Here is a 16,763-nt window from a genome sequence, read left to right as displayed (position 1 = left end):
CCTAGGCGCCGCCCACCGACAAAGCCAGCCGCAGATCCTGCCACGCCTTGATCTTCTCGGCGGGGCTGCGCAGCAGATAGGCCGGGTGGTAGCTGACCACCACCGGCACGGACTTCCCCTCTACCGACAAGGCATGCACCCTGCCTCGGAGGCTGCCTATGCGCGCGTCGGTCTCGAGCAGCGTCTGCGCCGCGAACCGGCCCAGCACCAGGATCATGTCGGGATTGAGCAGGGCGATCTGCCGCATGAGATAGGGGCTGCAGCGCGCGACCTCCTCGGGCAGCGGATCGCGGTTACCCGGCGGGCGGCACTTGATGACGTTGGCGATGAACACGTCCGCCTGGCGCGAACGGCCGATGGCGGCCAGCATGCTGTCCAGAAGCTTGCCAGAACGGCCCACGAAGGGCGCGCCCTGCCTGTCTTCCTGCTCGCCCGGCGCCTCGCCCACCAGCATCCATCGCGCCTTGCGCGAACCCGTGCCGAACACGGTCTGGGTGCGTCCCTTGCACAGTCCGCAGGCGACGCAGTTCCGGACCTCGTCCTCCAGGGTGGTCCATGCCTGCTCCGGGTCCACCGGCGCGGGAGACGACGCGGGATCCGCGAGCGCCATGCCGGGCTCGAGGATCGCCTCGGGTTCGGTCGTTTCGGGAGTCGCACGCGCATCGGCCAAGGCCGGCGCATCGGTCCCGGACTGCGGCTGGACACGGTCGCCCTCCGCCTCGCCGCGATCGCCATATTCGGTTTGTACAAGCGGCGGCGATGCGGCGGCTCCCGCCGGCAGGTTCCACAACCGCTCGATGCCCAGCTCGCGCAGCCACGCGCGGCGGACCGGATCGATCCCGGGCTCGCTGCGGTCAGCCGCCATGGACATCTCCCGTATCGGGCAAGACCAGCATCTTGCGCATCACGATGGCATCCTCCCTGCCCCTGGCCGCCGGATAATAGCCGCGCCGCAGCCCGATGCGCTCGTAGCCCGCGCGCTCGTACATGCCCTTGGCGACCGCATTGGAAGGACGCACCTCCAGGAGCAGGCTGCGCGCGTGATGGACCGCCGCGCGCTGCTCGACCCAGGCCAGCAGCCTGCGGCCCAGTCCGCGGCCCTGGGCCGTCGGGGCGACGCTGATGTTCAGCAGGTGTGCCTCGTCCAGCGCCACCATTGAGACACAGTAGCCGAGCAATTGCGCGCCGTCGCGGACGACCCAGGCGTCGTAGCCGGAGCGCAGCGAATCGGCGAAGTTGCCGCGCGTCCAGGGGAAGGAGTAGATCTGCCGCTCGACCGCGTCGACCTGCTCGAGGTCCCCCTCGCCCATCGGCCGGCACGCCTGCGCCCACCCAGCCAGGATCCGCGCCGCATCGATCGGCGCCCGGCCTTGCACCGCACTCATGATTGCGCTCCCTGTGTAGCGACCCGGGGGTTGCCTCCCGCTCCGGCTTGCCTCTCCGATGTCGTGAAAGCCACCTTGTCGCGCACGTACAGCGGCGCGGCCAGTTCCGGCGCGGCGGTCTCGCCGCGCAGATAGGCCGCATGGGCCAGCCGCGCAACCGCGGCCGCCGTCGGCCGCTCGGGCTGGCCCCGTTCGTGCAGCCCGAAGCCGGAGAAGGCCTCGGGGTAGGCGGCCGCCGCATCGCCGCACAGCAGCAGCGGCGTTCCCGCCACCATGCCGGCCAGGCGGGCGCGGACCCATGGCTCCAGCCCCTCTCCGGCCATCAGCTGCGGGGCAAGCAGCGTTTCCAGCCTGTCATCGGCCAGCTTGCGGTAGACGGCCAGGTAGATTTCCTGCATGCGCGCATCCATTGCCACCACGAGCGCACGCCCGCCGTCGTCATCGACCTGCTGGGCGACGGCCGCATGCGAGACCACCGGCACCAGCGGACGTCCAAGGGCGAATCCCAGTCCCTGGGCGACGCCGCACGCCACGCGCAGGCCGGTGAAGCCCCCGGGCCCCTGCCCGAACGCGATCGCATCCAGCGCCGACCGGGCGATTCCCGCCTCGGCCAGGACTTCCTCCACCATGGGCAACAGCCTGGCCGAATGCTCCTGCACGCCCACGTGCTCGCGGCCGAAAATGTCGACGGCGCCTGCTGCGGCGCGCAACAGCGCCACGCCGCAGCAGGCGGAAGAAGTTTCGAGGGAAAGGATATGCAGCGACATGGGCTGCAATTGTAAGACCAGAAGCCGGTCTATACGGGCCGTTGGCTGCGGTTGTTCACAACACGTTGCTTACCGGGCGCCGACGCACCCTAGTGTTTGTGTTTACGGTACGGTTCGTACACTTCTTCGCTGGCGCGACGGATTTCCTGGCGCAGCAGCAGGCGCTCTTCCGAGGACAGCCTGCGCGGCACCTGGCGCCGCTCGTCGGGACTGACGGGCCCGGCCCAGGACCCCATGGAGGCGCGCATGACGCCGGATGGGCCCTCGACCGTCGATGCGCCGGCTTGCGCACCGGCCGCTTCCGTAACGGCGTTCTCGACCTGGCTGACCATGTTGCCGGAAACGCGCCGGCCGGCGTCGGCGCGGGCGGCACGGGGGTCCCGGACCTGCCCGATGGCCGCACCAGCCGCCAATACCGTTATCATCACGACCAGTCCACCCAGCATGATGGCCGCGCTGGGGCCGGTCGAACGCGTGGAGTCGAATACTTTGTTCACGTTTCAATCATACGATGGACCCATAACAGCGTCATAGACGTCGAAGTGTCGAAACGAGCATTTATGTAACAAGCAATGTCCCTCCCTGGATTGATCCAAAAGCCTCCGTTACATTCGCGCCATGTCACTAGCCAATGCCCCCAAAAAAATCCTTGTCGTCGACGACGACGTGCGGCTGCGCGACCTGCTGCGCCGCTATCTCGCTGAACAAGGCTTCTCGGTATGGGTCGCCGAAAACGCCCAGACGATGAACAAGCTTTGGCAACGCGAGCGTTTCGACCTGCTCGTCCTGGACCTCATGCTGCCCGGCGAGGACGGCCTGTCGATCTGTCGCCGTTTGCGCGGCGCCCGCGACAGCACCCCCATCATCATGCTCACGGCCAAGGCCGAGGACGTCGACCGCATCGTCGGCCTCGAGATGGGTGCCGACGACTATCTGCCCAAGCCCTTCAACCCGCGCGAACTCCTGGCCCGCGTGAACGCGGTGCTGCGCCGCCGCGGACCGGAGGAGCATCCCGGCGCCCCCAGCCAGGACAACGAGTCGGTCACCTTCGGTCCCTATGTGCTGAACCTGGCCACCCGCACACTCACGCGCGACAACGAACCGGTGGCCCTGACCACGGGCGAGTTCTCCGTGCTCAAGGTATTCGCCCGCCACCCGAAGATCCCGCTGTCGCGAGACAAGCTGATGGAACTGGCGCGCGGCCGCGAATACGAAGCCTTCGACCGCAGCCTGGACGTGCAGATCTCTCGGCTGCGCAAGCTGATCGAGCCCGACCCGGCCAAACCTGTGTTCATCCAGACGGTATGGGGCCTCGGCTACGTGTTCGTACCCGATGGGGGCAGTTGATACGCTCGTAGGCATCCATGTCGGTCGCCCTGCGCGTCGCGTCCAGGCTGGGTTTGTTCAGTCGAACCTTCCTATTGCTTACCGTGCTGATGACGGCGAGCCTTGCAGCCTGGCTGCAGGCTTTCCGCAGCATGGAGGTCGAGCCGCGCGCGCAGCAAGTGGCCCAGCAGATCGTCACCGTCGTCAACATCACCCGCGCCGCCCTCATCCATTCCGCACCGCAGGAACGCCGCTACCTGCTGCTTGACCTGGCCACCAACGAAGGCATCCAGGTCTATCCCCACGAAAAAGACGACATCACCGTGCGCCTGCCGGACCGGCAGGTCCTGCAACGGGTGGAGGAGCAGGTCATCGACCGGCTCGGGCCGGAAACCATCGTCGCCTGGGAAGTCAACCGCATTCCCGGCCTGTGGGTCAGCTTCTCCATCGATGACGACGACTACTGGATGGTGGTCGAGCGCGACCGGGCCGAACGGGTGCCCGGTGTCGAGTGGCTGGGATGGGGCGCGGCCGCCCTGCTCCTGTCGCTGCTGGGCGCCGCGGTAATCGTGGGCTTCGTCAACCGGCCGCTGTCGCGCCTGTCGCGCGCCACGCTGGCCCTGTCGCGCGGCGAAACGCCGCCGCCGCTGCCCGAAAGCGGTCCGGAGGAGATCCGCCGGGTCAACACGAACTTCAACCGCATGGTCGAAGAGCTGGACCGCGCCGAGGCCGACCGGGCCTTGATGCTGGCAGGCATCTCCCACGACCTGCGCACGCCGCTGGCGCGGCTGCGGCTGGAAATCGAACTGAGCGGCGTGTCCGAAGCCAGCCGCGACGCGGTGGACGAAGACCTCGCCCAGATCGACCGCACCATCGGGCAGTTCATGGAGTACGCCCGCCCCTCCAGCTCGCCCGATCGCAACAACAACATTTCCGAGCTGGTCTCCGAGATGGTCGAGCGCGAATGCAGCCATACCGAGGCGCTGGGGGGATCGCTGCAAGTCACGATCACGCCCAACCTGTGGGCGCGCATCGCCTCGGCCGACTTGCAACGCGCCGTCGGCAACCTGCTCGAGAACGCGCGCCGCTACGGACACAAGGCGGGCGAACCGCCGCACATCGACCTCACGGTAAGCAGCCAGGGCACCAACGTGCTGATCGACGTCTCCGATCACGGCCCCGGCGTCAAGCCCGAAGACGTGCCGCGGCTCCTGCGGCCGTTCACCCGCGGGTCCGACGCGCGGACGAACGCCGGCGGCGCCGGCCTGGGCCTGGCGATCGTCAAGCGTTTGCTGCAACGTGCCGGTGGTACCCTAAACCTTCTGAACCGGGATGGCGGCGGCCTGACCGCCCGCATCACCCTGCCGGCTTCCTCGCAAAAAACGGCCGATGCCAAATAGGCGGCCCGCCGCCGTTGCTCCTGCGAAGCCGGCCCAGCGCGAGGAGTGACTATGAAAACCGTCGGTGCCAAGCTCGCCCCCTTCAAGGTGCACGGCATCAAGCCGGGCTTCAATGAGCCCGAGGAAAACGGCGCGTCGGCGTTCGAAACCGTGAGCGAGACATCCTTCCCCGGCAAGTGGAAGGTGATTTATTTCACGACCAAGGATTTTTCGGAAATCTGCGCCAGCGAGATCGCCGGCTTTGCGGCGCTGGCCGATCAGTTCGCCCAGCGCGGCGCGGTGTTGCTGGGCGGCTCGGTGGACAGCGAATACGCCAAGCTCGCCTGGCGGCGGGAGACCGCGGCCCTCTCGCGGCTGAACCACTACCAGTTCGCCGATAGCGCCGGTGCGCTGGTGGATCAGCTCGGCATCCGCGACCGCACCGAAGGCGTCGCGCTGCGCGCCACTTTCCTCGTGGATCCCGACAACACCATCCAGCACGTATCGGTCAACAATCTCAAGGTAGGCCGCAACCCCGAGGAGGCCCTACGGACACTCGACGCGCTGCAGACGGGCGAATTCTGCCCGGCCAGCCGCCCCATCGGCCCGCCGGTCTCGAAAAAGGCGTGACCATGCCCCATGTCTTTGTCTACGGCACTTTGCGCCGCGGCGAAATCAACGATCTCGAGCGTATGGCGCACCGCCTCGGCTTGCCCGCGCCCGAGCACCTCGGCCCGGCGTGCGTGGCCGGTCGCCTGGTGGATTTCGGCGATTGGCCGGGGCTCATCGACCAGCCCGGCTCCGCTTTGCGCGTAAGGGGCGAGGTCTATGCGGTGGACGACGCGCTGCTGGCGGCGATGGACCAGGTCGAGGAATACGATCCGGATGGCGACTCGCTGTTCGTGCGCCGCGAAATCGACCTGCAGGTGGCGGGCCGGGTCCTGCGCTGCCATTACTACCCCATCGAACCCCGCTTGATGGGCACGGCAGCGCCGATCGACCATGACGACTGGATCGCCTACCGGCAGGCGCGGGCCGCGGCCCGGGTGCGCGTCTCCGGGACTCGCCCCTAGCGGCGGTCCGCCTCCAGCACGCCTGGCACCTCGCGGATGCCCGCCAGCGCCCGGACCAGGTGTTCGCCGTTTCCGACCTCGGCGGTGAACACCATGCGGGCGATGGCCTGCCGGCTCTGCGTATTGACGCCGATGACGTTGATGCGCTGGCGCGCAAAGACCTCGGAAATGTCGCGCAGCAGGCCGTGGCGGTCGTTGGCGAGCACCACGATGTCCACCGGATAGACGGCGTCGCGCGTATCGCCCCAGGTGACGTCGATGACCCGCTCGGGTTCGCGCTTGGCCAGCGCGCGGAAACTCTTGCAATCGCAGCGGTGGATGGAGACGCCGCGCCCGCGCGTGACGAATCCCGATATCAGGTCGGGCGGCGCCGGCCTGCAGCATTTGGCCAACTGGGTAAGCAGCGAATCCACGCCGACCACCAGCACGCCGCTCTTGCCGGCGTGCACCGCGCTCTCGGGACGGCTGTCGCGCGTCAGCGCAGACAGGTCGGGCGCCGTGTCGGGCGGCGGCGCCTCGAAGGCGGCCGCGACGTGGCGCAGGCTGAACTCGTCTTTGGCCAGAGCGACGTACAGATCCTCGGTGCAGGCGAATCCCAGCTGCTGGGCGAGGAGCTCCAGGTTGGTGGCGGTCTTGCCCAGCCGCTGCAATTCTTTTTCCAGCATGCCCTGGCCCTGGGCAATGCGCTCCTGGATGTCGATGGCGTTGAACCAGGCGCGCACCTTGGCACGCGAGCGCTGGCTCGCAAGATAGCCCAGCTGGGGATTGAGCCAGTCGCGCGAGGGGCCGCCCGACTTGGCGGTGATGACCTCCACGGTCTGGCCGGTGGCCAGGCGCGTATTGAGCGGCACCATGACGCCGTCGACCCGCGCGCCGCGGCAGCGGTGGCCGAGGTCGGTGTGGACCTGGTAGGCGAAATCGACCGGCGTGGCCCCGGGCGGCAATTCGATGACACGCGCCTGGGGCGTCAGCACATAGATGCTGTCGGCCAGCGAATTGAGCGCGGCCTGGCCCAGCTCGTCGTCGACCTGGACGTCGGCCTTCCACGCCAGCAGCTGCCGTATCCAGCTCAGCTTGCGGTCGTATTCGGAATCGGCGGTGACCTGCCCTCCCTTGGCGCCGGCCTCCTTGTAGCGCCAGTGCGCGGCCATGCCGAACTCGGCGAACTGGTGCATTTCTCGCGTGCGGATCTGGACCTCGAACGGGCGGCCGTCGTGGTCGTACACCACCGTATGCAGGGAACGGTAGCCGTTGGGCTTGGGGCGCGAGATGTAGTCGTCGAACTCGTCCGGCACCGGCGTCCAGAGATGGTGCACCAGGCCGAGCACCGTATAGCAGGTGCGGATGTCGTCGACGATGATGCGCAGCGCCCGCAGGTCGTAGAGATCCGCGAAGTTCAGGCGCCGGTTGCGCATCTTGTTCCAGATGCTGTAGATGTGCTTGGGGCGCCCCGTGACCTCGGCCGCGATGCCCGCCCCTTCCAGGGCATTGCGCACGCGGGCGATGGCGTCGGCGATGAAGGCTTCGCGTTCGACCCGCTTTTCCTCCAGCAGGCCGGCGATTTCCTTGTAGCGCACCGGCTCCAGGAAACGGAAGGCCAGGTCTTCCATTTCCCACTTGACCTGCCAGATGCCCAGTCGATTGGCCAGCGGCGCGTACAGCTCCAGCGTTTCGCGCGCCAGGGCCTCGGGCAGCGGCACCTTGTGCTGGGCGTGCCAGCGCAAGGTCTGCAGGCGCGAAGCCAGGCGCATGAGCACGATGCGCAGGTCGGCCGCCATCGCCAGCAGCATCTTGCGCAACATCTCGGCCTGCGCGCCGGTGCCGGCCGAGGCGTCGCTGGCGTCGCGCGTGACCTGGCCGAGCCGGATCAGCGCGCGGTAGCCGTGCACCAGCCGCCCGATCTCGGCGCCGAACTGCAGCGTGACCGGATCCTTGTGCGGATTGGCGCTGACCTCCCGGTCGCCCACGGCGTTCGCCAGCAGCGCCGCCATGCGGGTATGCCCGTCCACCTGCAGGCCGGCAAGGATCGCCACCACCCCGGCGGCGTGCTCGGCCCAGCCTTCGCCTTCGGCGATCGCCGGTTCGCGCGCGTAGCGCGGCAGCGACCACTCCAGCGCCTTGCGCAGCTCCTGCCGCGCCGATTCCGACAGGCCGGCATCGGCCGCCTGCTGCCAGGCGGGGCCGAAGGTCGCCGACAGCGCGTCGGAGGCATCAAGGGCGGATTCGTTCATCGTTTCAAACTTTGCGCGGCGCCGGCCAAGCTCGAGCGTGGCGCGGTACTCTAGTGGCTTATCCACCAGGAACTTCATTGTATGTTGGGATGGCTGTTTGCCCGCGGCGCCTCGAAAAACCGCGTGGCGAAGATGCAGGCGCGCATCAATCCGGAATTATGGACCCAAACGCTGGCTTCGCACGCCTTCCTCGCTCGCCTGACGGCTGACGAGCGCGACGCCTTGCGGGCGCGGGTGGCCTGGTTCCTGGCCAGCAAGGCCATGACCGGGGCCGCGGGCCAGGTCCTGACGGATCCGATCCGCCTTTCCATCGCCGTGCAGGCCTGCCTGCCCATCCTGAACCTGGATCCCGGCCTCTACGAAGGCTGGTCCGAGATCATCGTCTATCCGGGCGGATTCCTCATTCCCCGTACCGACGTGGACGAGGACGGCGTCGTCCACGAATATGTCGAGGAAGCGGCGGGCGAGGCCTGGGACGGTGGGCCCGTGGTACTGTCCTGGGAAGACGCGGGCCCCGGCGAGGACCGGCCCCAGGGCTTCAACGTGGTGATCCACGAATTCGCCCACAAGCTGGACCTGCAGCACGGCGAGGCCGACGGCATGCCCAGCCTGCACGCCCATCCCGACATCAAGCCCCGGCTGTGGCGCAGCGTCCTCGAACGCAGCTTCGATGCGCTGCTGGCGCAGCTGGAGGCCATCGAAGCGGCCATACCGCCCGACGTCGACCCGGAATCCGAAGAGGCCGATCCCTGGTATGCCCGATTGCCGCTGGATCCTTACGCCGCGACGGACGAGGCGGAATTCTTCGCCGTCAGCTCGGAGGCGTTCTTCGTCCACCCGGCGCCACTGTTGCAGGCGATGCCCGAATGGTATGCACTGCTGGCACGCTACTACCGGCAGGATCCGTTGGGAGCCGGGCTGGCGCTGCCCCGCTGACGGCGCCGCCCGGCGAGCGCGATCAGACCGCGGCGGTAACGACGATCTCGACCTTGTACTCCGGCGCGGCCAGCTTGGCCTCGACCGTGGCGCGGGCGGGCGTGTTGCCGGCCGGCACCCAGGCGTCCCAGACCGAATTCATGGCGGCGAAATCGGCGATATCGGCCAGGAAGATCTGGGCGCGCAAGATACGCGTCTTGTCGGTGCCTGCGGCTGCCAGCAGCTTGTCGATGGCGGCCAGCACCTGGCGGGTCTGGCCCGCGGTGTCCTGGCTGGGATCCTCGGCCACTTGCCCGGCAAGATAGGCCACGCCGCCGTGGACGACCATTTCGGACATGCGTTTGCCAACGCTGAAGCGCTCGATGCTCATGGGATTTCCTCGTTATGGAGCATATTCGGAGCCGCAAGCATAGCAGGCCGCCGCCGACGGAAAGAGCGGGGTCGTGTCATGCCGACTCCCCGAGCGCGCCCTAGCCTCGCTCCATGAGGAAACGCTCGGCGATCTCGAGCTGCGCCTCGGTCATGAAGGTGGGCGCATGGCCGACCCCCGGGATGTCGACCCGCCGGGCGTGGGGATTGCGCACCAGCATCTGCTGGGCGGTATCGTCGCTGAGCAGGTCCGAGCGCTCGCCGCGCACGATGAGAATGGGGCACTCGATGTTCGCGTACACGTGCCAGAGCGCCGCCTCGGCCGCGATCATCGAGGCCGGATCCACCGCCGCGAAGGCCTCGGCAATGGCCGGATCGTAGTGCATGACCCAGGGGCCGTCCGGCCCGTCGGACTGGCGGACGGCGTAGCGCGTGAGCGCATCCCATTGCTCGTCGGTATGCTCGCCGAACGATGCGGACACCGTGCTCACATACGCCCTGGCCTCGTCGAAGCTGGCGAATGCCGGCGCCTTGCCGAGGTATTGGCCGATCCGGGAAAGCGCCAGCGGATCGAGGCGCGGCCCCACGTCGTTGAGCACCAGCTTGTCGATGGGAGACGCCTGCAGGCCGGCCAGCGCCATGCCGATCAATCCGCCCATCGACGTGCCGAACCAGTGCAGCGTCTCGGCCTGCACCCGGGCCAGCAGCGGCATCATGTCGGCCACGTATTGCGGCACCGTGTAGTAGGCGGGGTTGCTCAACCAGTCGGAACGCCCGCGGCCGACCACGTCGGGACACACCACGCGATAGCGGTCGGACATGCGCCGTGCGAGGACGTCGAAATCGCGCCCCGTGCGCGTGAGCCCGTGCGCGCAGACCAGCACCCGGTCGTTGGCGGGATCGCCCCACTCCCAGTACGCCATGCGATGCAGCCCGGCCGGACTCAGGCAGGTCACGTACTCCAGGCGAGGCTGGCCGGCGCCGGGATGGGCGTCTCGATTCATGAGAGCGTTCCTTGGGAGCGAAACCGGAATTGTAGCGAGCGCCGGGATCCGTTCGCGACGGCCGGGCATCCGTCGAGAGGCCCGGCAGATGCGTATCGCTGGCGGATCATCCAGGCCGCCTCGCATGCCAGTATCGCCGCCGGCGCTCCCGCTCGCGCTCGACGTGCAATCCTTCGGCATCGGAAACGAACACCAGCGCGCCATGCGCATCGGTGCGATGGAAGACGGCGCCCGCGGCTTCCCAGCGCCGCACGGCCAGCGGATGGGGATGGCGATAGCGGTTCAGGTAGCCGGCCTGGGCCACCGCATGCGAGGCTCCCGTGGCGGCGACCAGGGCGTTGCTCGACGATCCACGCGATCCATGATGCGGCACGGCCACGACGTCGGCGGAGAGATCCGTCTTTGCGGCAAGGAGCGCCTCTTCCGCCGCGCCGATGTCGCCAGTCAGCAAGGCCGTATGGTGCGCGCCTCGCACGCGCAGCACGCAGCTGTATGCATTGCGCTGCCGCGCGGGCACGTCGCCGGGCGCGGATTGCGGATGCAGGAAGGAGAACTCCACGCCGTCCTGCGTCCATCGTTGCCCGGCGACGCAACGCGAGAACGCCGCGCGGCCCAGGCCTGCCGGCTCCGGATCGTAGGACGCATGCATGCGCCCCACGGCAAGCGCCGCCATTACCGAACGCAGTCCGCCTGCATGATCGGCGTCGGCATGCGACACGACGACGTCGTCCAGCTTACGCACGCCGCGGGCGCGCAAATACGGCCAGACGACGCGTGCGCCGGCGTCGGCTTCTTCGCCATAGGGCGGACCGGTGTCGTAGAGCAGCGTCGCATGCGCGGTTTCGATCACGATGGCGCTCCCCTGGCCCACGTCGAGCAAGGCCATGCGCCAGGCGCCGGGCTCCGGCCTCGCGGGCCGGTAGAGCAGCATGGGGACGAGCAGCACCAGCGCCAGGCGGCGCCCGGGCAGGCCGCGGGGTTGCAGCGCCCACACGGCGCCGAAGAGGCCGAGCGCCACCAGCGGCCATGGCGGCGCCGCCACCGCATAGGCGGCGAAGGCCGCGTCGCCCAGCCATTGCATCGCCCACATCAGCCATTCGAACAAGGCATGCGCGGCCGCTGCCAGCACCGCGCCGGCGCCGGCCAGGCCGGGCACCAGGCACAGGGCGAGCGCGCCCAGCGCAAGCGGCGTGACCAGCAGGCTGACCACGGGGATGGCCAATGCATTGGCGAGCGGCGACACCAGCGATACCTGCTGGAACAGCAGGGCCAGCGCCGGCAGCAGCCCTATCGTAAGCACCGCCTGCGCCCGGGCGCCTTCGCGCATAGCGGCGGCCAGGCGGCGTCGCCATGCCTGGCGGTCATCATTCGCATCGCGCCGCTGCCAGCGCCCGCTGCCGCCCAACACCAGCAGCGCCACCGCGCCGAACGACAGCCAGAATCCCGGCGCGAGCGGCGCCCAGGGGTCGAGCGCGCACACCAGCGCCGCCGCCAGCGCCAGCACGCGCGAGCCGGACAGCGGCAGGCGCAGCACGGCTGCCAGCGCCACCGTTGCCAGCATGAAGAATGTGCGCCGCGCCGGCACGCCCCATCCCGCGAGCAGGCAGTACAGCCAGGCGACGGCCAGCGCCGCCGCAGCGGCCACGACCTGCGCGGGATGGCGTTCGGCCAGGCGCACGCCGCCCCAACGGCAGCCTTTCCATGCCTGCAGCACCAGCCCCGCGGCCAGGGCGGCGAGCATCGTCACATGCAGGCCGCTGATGGACACGAGATGGGTGATGCCGGTGCGGCTGAACGTCTCCCAATCGCGCCTGCCCACGCCGGCCTGGTCGCCTATGGCCAATGCCGTCAGCACCGGCCCGTAGCGCCGGTCTCCCAGGGCGCCGCGCAAGGCCTCTCGGCTCGCGTGGCGCGCGCGCTGAACGAGCACGCCGAAATCCGCCGCCGGCCGGTCGTCCAACAGGCGGGGCCGGCCTCGCATCGTCCCGGTGGCGCGGATGCCGTGCTCGAACAGGTAGGCTTCGTAATCGAAACCATGGGGATTGAGGCTGCCGTGCGGCTGCTTGAACACCGCGGCCCCGCGCCACACCTGCCCGGGTACCGCTTCAGGCGCCGCGCCGTACCAGGCCAGTTGCACGCGCGACGGCACGCCCGGCGGCGCCCGCAGCACCTTTGCCTCGAAGCGCTGGCCACGGGCAGTCTTGGCGGGCAGGCCCGTCACCAGGTAATCGAGCTGCACCGGCACGTTCTCGAGCTCGTGCGCCAGCGCATCCTGCAGGCGCGCGTCGATGCGCACCAGCGCCAGCCCCGTGCCCGCCACCAGGCCGGCCGCGACGGCGGCGGCGTTCCGGTGCCAAGCCCGGGGGCATCCGCGTGCGCGTCTTGCCCACAGGAGGCAGCCCGCGAACAACGCCGCGCCGGTTACCGCCGCCATCCATGCGGGCGGAACCGCCGGCAATCCGTGCACCCATGCCGTCCCCAGCACGAATGCCACCAATGCGATACGGACCATGCCTTCCCCTCAACCCAAGGCCGAGATGGTAGGCATGCGGCGGCGCGTAAGCAGCCCGTGCTAGGACGATTCGAGCCGAGGCGGCACGCCAGCGCTCACGTTCGAGCGACACAAGCAAGGGAAGCGAGAGGTCAGCCGGCCGCTTCGAGCACGGCCGCCAGCCGTGGCAGCACGCGCCGCGCATTGGCCGTCGTGGCGGCGGCGATCTCGTCGGCCGGCAACCCCCGCAGCTCGCCCAGCGCCCGCGCAATGCGCGGCAGCTCGGCCGGCGTGTTGCGCCGGTCATCCCTTGGCAGCCACGCCGGCGGGATATCGGGCGCGTCGGTTTCCAGCACCAGAGCCGACAGATCGATATCCGTGGCAAGACGGCGGATGTTGCGCGAGCGTTCGTAGGTCATTTCTCCGCCCATGCCGAGCGCGAAGCCGCGTTGCACGAACAGGTCGGCCTGCTGCCGGCTGCCGTTGAAGGCATGGGCGATGCCTCCCGGCACCTCGATGCGCCGCAGGTACTTCAGCAGCACGTCCTGGGAACGACGCACGTGCAGCAGCACCGGCAGGCCGAACTCCGCGGCCAGCTTGAGCTGAGCCTGGTAGAAATGCTCCTGCCGCTCACGCTCGGGTCCGCTTGCGATCTCGGCAACGAAGAAATCCAGCCCGATTTCCCCTATGGCGACAAAGCGCGGATCGTCCATGGCGCCGGCCACCGCGTCGCGCAGCCGCTGCAGGTCGGCATCGTCGGCGTGCCGCACGTACAAGGGATGGATGCCGAGCGCATAGGCGCCGCCCGGGACGCCATGGGCCAGGTCCCGCACGGCCTGGAAGTTGTCGCGCGCGATCGCCGGGATGACGATGGCTCCCACGCCCGACTCCCGGGCCCGTTCGGCGGCGTGAAGGCGATCGCGGTCGAATTCGGCCGCATCGAGATGACAATGGGTGTCGATCAGCATGGACCAACTTTACCGCCGAACCCGCCGGCCGCCGGTATCCAGGCGTAGCGACGAGCAACGCGCGCGGCCGGGTTCACCCCGCCGCCAGCACGCCGTCGGCCATGCGCAATTGCCGGTCGGCCAGCGCAGCCAGCTCGGCATCGTGGGTCACGATCACAAAAGCCATGTCGAGCTGCTGGTTCAGGCGCTTGAGCAGGCCGAACACCTCGCGCGCCGTATGGCGATCGAGATTGCCCGTGGGCTCGTCGGCCAGTACGCACAGCGGCCGCGTCACCAGAGCACGGGCCAGCGCCACGCGCTGGCGCTCGCCGCCCGAAAGCTGGCCCGGGTGATGGCTGGCCCGGGCCGCGAGACCAACCTGCTCCAGCATCTCGGCCGCGGCCCGCCGGGCCTGCCCGCGATCCATGCGGCGCACGATCAGCGGCATGGCCACGTTGTCGAGCGCCGAGAATTCAGCCAGCAGGTGGTGGAACTGGTAGACGAAGCCCAGGCTGCGGTTGCGCGCCAGGCTGCGCTGTTTTTCGTTGAAACTTTCCGCCGCCTGGCCGTCGAGCAGGACCTCGCCCGAACTGGGCTTGTCCAGCAGGCCGAGCACGTGCAGCAGCGTGCTCTTGCCCGAGCCCGATGCGCCCACCAGCGCCACCATCTCGCCCTGGCGCACCTGCAGGTCCACGCCACGCAGCACGGTCACCCGCGCATCGCCTTCGGCGTACGTCTTGGAAATACCCCGCCCTTCCAGCACCACGCGTCGATCAGTCATGGCGCAGCACCTCCGCCGGTTGCAGCCGCGACGCACGCCAGCTGGGATACAGGGTGGCCAGGAACGACAGCACCAGCGAAGTCACGCCTATGGTGACGATGTCGGACAGGCGCGGATCGGACGGCAATTCGGTGATGAGATAAATGTCCCGGGGCAGGAATTGGATGCCGAGCGCATGCTCGATCGCGGGCACGATGACGTCGATGTTATAGGCGATCAGCGTTCCGCCGGCCACGCCCAGCAGCGTGCCGATGACACCGATCAAGGCCCCCTGCACCACGAAGATGCGGGCGATCTCGCCCGGCGTGGCGCCCAGGGTGCGCAATATCGCGATGTCGGCCTGCTTGTCGTTCACCGCCATCACCAGCGAGGAAAGCAGGTTGAAGGCCGCCACCGCGATGATCAGCGCGAGGATAAGGAACATCATGCGCTTTTCGGTCTGCACCGCGGCGAACCAGGTGCGGTTGTTGCGCGACCAGTCGGCCGCGGCGATGTTGGGCGGCAGCAATTGCGCCAGTTCGCGCGCCACCTGCGGCGCCTTCTGCATGTCGGCGATGCGCAGCCGCACTCCGCCTATGCCGCTGTCGCGGAACAGCCGCGCGGCGTCGTCCACGTTCACGAACGCCAGGCTTGAATCGTATTCGTAGTGCCCCGCCTCGAAGATGCCCACCACGGTGAACTGGCGCATGCGCGGCGTGAAACCGGCCGGCGTCACCGAGCCTTGCGGGGCCAGCATCAGGATGGGGTCGCCCAGCCCCACGCCCAGTCCCTGCGCCAGCGCGCGCCCCAGCACCACGCCGTAGCTGCCGGGCTGCAAGGCATCCAGCGAGCCGGCGACCATCTGGCCCGCAACGTCGGAGACACCGCGTTCGGCCTGGGGCTCGATGCCCCGCACCTGCACGCCGCGCAGCACCTGGTCGCGGGCGATCATGGCCTGCGCCGCCACGTAGGGCGCGCCGGCCTGGACTTCGGGGTTCTTCTTGGCGAGCGCGGTCAATTCGCGCCAGCTCGCCAGCGCCGCGCCGCGTTCGCCCCCCACCGGATAGAGTTCGATGTGCGGCAGCACCGACAGCATGCGGTCGCGGACCTCCTTCTGGAAGCCGTTCATCACCGACAGCACGATGATCAGGGCGGCCACGCCCAGGCCGATGCCTGCCATCGAACTGGCGGCAATGAAGGAAATGAAGCGATCGCGTCGCCGCCCGCGGCCGGCGCGGGTATAGCGCCAGCCTATCCAGAATTCGTAGGGTATCTTGAGCACGCGCGTATTATGGCAGAAGGCGGCGGCCCCCATCGGCCGCGCGCGAACCCCTACAATACCGGCCGTCGCCCCGGCCCGCGGGGCGTCTTTCCAGAACCTAGCCGCGCCGTGACCGCTACGCCCTCTTCGCTGACCCTGCTGCTGCCCGGCCTGCTGACCGACGCCCGCATTGCGCCGGAATTGGCGCGGCAGCTGGCCGAGTCGGCGCCCACGCTGGCCGCTTGGCTGGCCGCCGCGCAGCCGGCCGAAGAGGCCTTCGACCCCTTCGATGCCGGCTGCACCGCCCTCGAGTTCTGGTGGCTGCGACGCGCCGGCTACCGGCCTCACGACGGCAAGTACGGCGCTGGCCTCGCCCCCCTGCTGGCCGGCGACCCGGCTCCCGGCGAACCTGTCTGGCTGGCCGAACTGGCCCACGTCCAGATCGGCCGCGACGGCCCGGTCCTGACCGATCCGGCGGACCTCGGCACGACCCAGGCCGAAAGCGAAGCACTGCTGGCCGCCGCCCAGCCGGCGCTGGAAGGCCACGGCGCCGGCGTAGCCGCCATCGATGCTCGACGCTGGCGGCTGCGCCTGCCTGCCGGCACCGCCCACCACACCGGCACGCCCGGCGCCGTGGCGGGCGCGGTCCTCGACGCCTGGTGGCCCCGCACGCTGGAGGCGCGCCCCTGGCGCAAGCTCGCCAACGAGATCCAGATGGAATGGCATGGCTCGTCTGTCAACCAGGCGCGCGAGGCGCACGGCCGGCCGCCCGTCAACGCCCTGTGGCTGCACGGTGGCGCCGCGCCCTGGCACCCGGCCTGGCCGGACGGCCGC

The 16,763-nt window shown here is 69.1% G+C and carries 17 protein-coding genes; 6 read left to right on the top strand and 11 right to left on the bottom strand.

The genetic code is table 11. The annotated features are described in order from the left end of the window. Position 1: 1 nt before the first annotated feature. The 4 genes from CDO44_RS04705 to CDO44_RS04690 form a co-directional block, all read right to left on the bottom strand. A complete protein-coding gene (locus CDO44_RS04705; RefSeq protein ID WP_198951302.1) occupies positions 2-871 on the bottom strand; it encodes a uracil-DNA glycosylase in 870 nt (289 codons plus the stop codon). Further along, the gene (gene rimI, locus CDO44_RS28335; RefSeq protein WP_369824513.1) at positions 855-1,385 is read right to left on the bottom strand and encodes a ribosomal protein S18-alanine N-acetyltransferase; all 531 of its coding nucleotides are present in this window, start codon (positions 1,383-1,385) and stop codon (positions 855-857) included. Before rimI ends, CDO44_RS04705 begins: the two co-directional genes overlap by 17 nt. Next, on the bottom strand, positions 1,382-2,152 hold the full coding sequence (tsaB, locus tag CDO44_RS28330) for a tRNA (adenosine(37)-N6)-threonylcarbamoyltransferase complex dimerization subunit type 1 TsaB (RefSeq protein WP_087779292.1): 771 nt from the start codon (positions 2,150-2,152) through the stop codon (positions 1,382-1,384). Before tsaB ends, rimI begins: the two co-directional genes overlap by 4 nt. 89 nt (positions 2,153-2,241) lie before the next feature. Beyond that, the gene (locus CDO44_RS04690; RefSeq protein WP_087779291.1) at positions 2,242-2,649 is read right to left on the bottom strand and encodes a hypothetical protein; all 408 of its coding nucleotides are present in this window, start codon (positions 2,647-2,649) and stop codon (positions 2,242-2,244) included. Between the two features lie 121 nt (positions 2,650-2,770). On the opposite strand from CDO44_RS04690, the gene ompR reads away from it, so the two are divergent. From ompR to CDO44_RS04670, 4 genes are read left to right on the top strand one after another with little or no spacing between them, the layout of a single operon-like run. Beyond that, positions 2,771-3,499, top strand: a complete 729-nt coding sequence (gene ompR, locus CDO44_RS04685; RefSeq protein ID WP_087779290.1) for a two-component system response regulator OmpR — start codon at positions 2,771-2,773, stop codon at positions 3,497-3,499. Positions 3,500-3,516: 17 nt separating this feature from the next. Continuing rightward, positions 3,517-4,878: an ATP-binding protein gene (locus CDO44_RS04680; RefSeq protein ID WP_087779289.1), complete on the top strand. Its 1,362-nt coding sequence runs from the start codon at positions 3,517-3,519 to the stop codon at positions 4,876-4,878. 51 nt (positions 4,879-4,929) lie between these two features. Next, entirely contained in the window at positions 4,930-5,487 is a 558-nt protein-coding gene (locus tag CDO44_RS04675; protein ID WP_087779288.1) for a peroxiredoxin, read from the top strand. A 2-nt stretch (positions 5,488-5,489) separates the two neighbouring features. Beyond that, entirely contained in the window at positions 5,490-5,930 is a 441-nt protein-coding gene (locus CDO44_RS04670) for a gamma-glutamylcyclotransferase (protein WP_087779287.1), read from the top strand. Here the strand turns inward: CDO44_RS04670 and CDO44_RS04665 are convergent. After that, entirely contained in the window at positions 5,927-8,161 is a 2,235-nt protein-coding gene (locus CDO44_RS04665; RefSeq protein WP_087779286.1) for a bifunctional (p)ppGpp synthetase/guanosine-3',5'-bis(diphosphate) 3'-pyrophosphohydrolase, read from the bottom strand. The genes CDO44_RS04670 and CDO44_RS04665 overlap by 4 nt on opposite strands. Positions 8,162-8,242: 81 nt before the next feature. On the opposite strand from CDO44_RS04665, the gene CDO44_RS04660 reads away from it, so the two are divergent. Continuing rightward, complete coding sequence (locus tag CDO44_RS04660) at positions 8,243-9,097, top strand: zinc-dependent peptidase (protein WP_087779285.1); 855 nt, start codon at positions 8,243-8,245, stop codon at positions 9,095-9,097. Between the two features lie 22 nt (positions 9,098-9,119). Here CDO44_RS04660 and CDO44_RS04655 read toward each other — a convergent pair whose 3' ends face one another. The 6 genes from CDO44_RS04655 to CDO44_RS04630 all read right to left on the bottom strand — a co-directional run bounded on the left by CDO44_RS04655 (position 9,120) and on the right by CDO44_RS04630 (position 15,950). Beyond that, positions 9,120-9,467, bottom strand: coding sequence for a RidA family protein (locus CDO44_RS04655; protein ID WP_087779284.1), 348 nt, complete (start codon positions 9,465-9,467; stop codon positions 9,120-9,122). Positions 9,468-9,567: 100 nt separating this feature from the next. Next, the gene (locus CDO44_RS04650) at positions 9,568-10,470 is read right to left on the bottom strand and encodes an alpha/beta fold hydrolase (protein WP_087779283.1); all 903 of its coding nucleotides are present in this window, start codon (positions 10,468-10,470) and stop codon (positions 9,568-9,570) included. 106 nt (positions 10,471-10,576) lie between these two features. Continuing rightward, positions 10,577-12,982, bottom strand: coding sequence for a DNA internalization-related competence protein ComEC/Rec2 (locus CDO44_RS04645; protein ID WP_233146045.1), 2,406 nt, complete (start codon positions 12,980-12,982; stop codon positions 10,577-10,579). Positions 12,983-13,113: 131 nt separating this feature from the next. After that, a complete protein-coding gene (locus CDO44_RS04640; protein WP_087779282.1) occupies positions 13,114-13,929 on the bottom strand; it encodes a TatD family hydrolase in 816 nt (271 codons plus the stop codon). A 73-nt stretch (positions 13,930-14,002) separates the two neighbouring features. Next, the gene (locus tag CDO44_RS04635) at positions 14,003-14,689 is read right to left on the bottom strand and encodes an ABC transporter ATP-binding protein (RefSeq protein WP_087779281.1); all 687 of its coding nucleotides are present in this window, start codon (positions 14,687-14,689) and stop codon (positions 14,003-14,005) included. Beyond that, complete coding sequence (locus CDO44_RS04630; protein WP_233146044.1) at positions 14,682-15,950, bottom strand: lipoprotein-releasing ABC transporter permease subunit; 1,269 nt, start codon at positions 15,948-15,950, stop codon at positions 14,682-14,684. Before CDO44_RS04630 ends, CDO44_RS04635 begins: the two co-directional genes overlap by 8 nt. Positions 15,951-16,058: 108 nt before the next feature. On the opposite strand from CDO44_RS04630, the gene CDO44_RS04625 reads away from it, so the two are divergent. Further along, positions 16,059-16,763 (top strand): hypothetical protein (locus CDO44_RS04625; protein WP_144389474.1); only part of this gene is annotated, 705 nt, incomplete at its 3' end.

It is taken from the genome of Pigmentiphaga sp. NML080357 (assembly GCF_002188465.1).
GTDB lineage: Bacteria > Pseudomonadota > Gammaproteobacteria > Burkholderiales > Burkholderiaceae_B > Pigmentiphaga.
Note: the sequence above shows the minus strand (reverse complement) of the source record. Positions and strands in the feature narration are given on the sequence as shown.

Bases quoted from the DNA above. Each gene is read 5' to 3' on its own strand.
- CDO44_RS04640 (WP_087779282.1), bottom strand. From the start codon at position 13,929: ATGCTGATCGACACCCATTGTCATCTCGATGCGGCCGAATTCGACCGC.
- tsaB (WP_087779292.1), bottom strand. From the start codon at position 2,152: ATGTCGCTGCATATCCTTTCCCTCGAAACTTCTTCCGCCTGCTGCGGC.
- CDO44_RS04645 (WP_233146045.1), bottom strand. From the start codon at position 12,982: ATGGTCCGTATCGCATTGGTGGCATTCGTGCTGGGGACGGCATGGGTG.
- CDO44_RS04635 (WP_087779281.1), bottom strand. From the start codon at position 14,689: ATGACTGATCGACGCGTGGTGCTGGAAGGGCGGGGTATTTCCAAGACG.
- CDO44_RS04675 (WP_087779288.1), top strand. From the start codon at position 4,930: ATGAAAACCGTCGGTGCCAAGCTCGCCCCCTTCAAGGTGCACGGCATC.
- ompR (WP_087779290.1), top strand. From the start codon at position 2,771: ATGTCACTAGCCAATGCCCCCAAAAAAATCCTTGTCGTCGACGACGAC.
- CDO44_RS04705 (WP_198951302.1), bottom strand. From the start codon at position 871: ATGTCCATGGCGGCTGACCGCAGCGAGCCCGGGATCGATCCGGTCCGC.
- CDO44_RS04650 (WP_087779283.1), bottom strand. From the start codon at position 10,470: ATGAATCGAGACGCCCATCCCGGCGCCGGCCAGCCTCGCCTGGAGTAC.
- CDO44_RS04670 (WP_087779287.1), top strand. From the start codon at position 5,490: ATGCCCCATGTCTTTGTCTACGGCACTTTGCGCCGCGGCGAAATCAAC.
- CDO44_RS04655 (WP_087779284.1), bottom strand. From the start codon at position 9,467: ATGAGCATCGAGCGCTTCAGCGTTGGCAAACGCATGTCCGAAATGGTC.
- rimI (WP_369824513.1), bottom strand. From the start codon at position 1,385: ATGAGTGCGGTGCAAGGCCGGGCGCCGATCGATGCGGCGCGGATCCTG.
- CDO44_RS04680 (WP_087779289.1), top strand. From the start codon at position 3,517: ATGTCGGTCGCCCTGCGCGTCGCGTCCAGGCTGGGTTTGTTCAGTCGA.
- CDO44_RS04660 (WP_087779285.1), top strand. From the start codon at position 8,243: ATGTTGGGATGGCTGTTTGCCCGCGGCGCCTCGAAAAACCGCGTGGCG.
- CDO44_RS04665 (WP_087779286.1), bottom strand. From the start codon at position 8,161: ATGAACGAATCCGCCCTTGATGCCTCCGACGCGCTGTCGGCGACCTTC.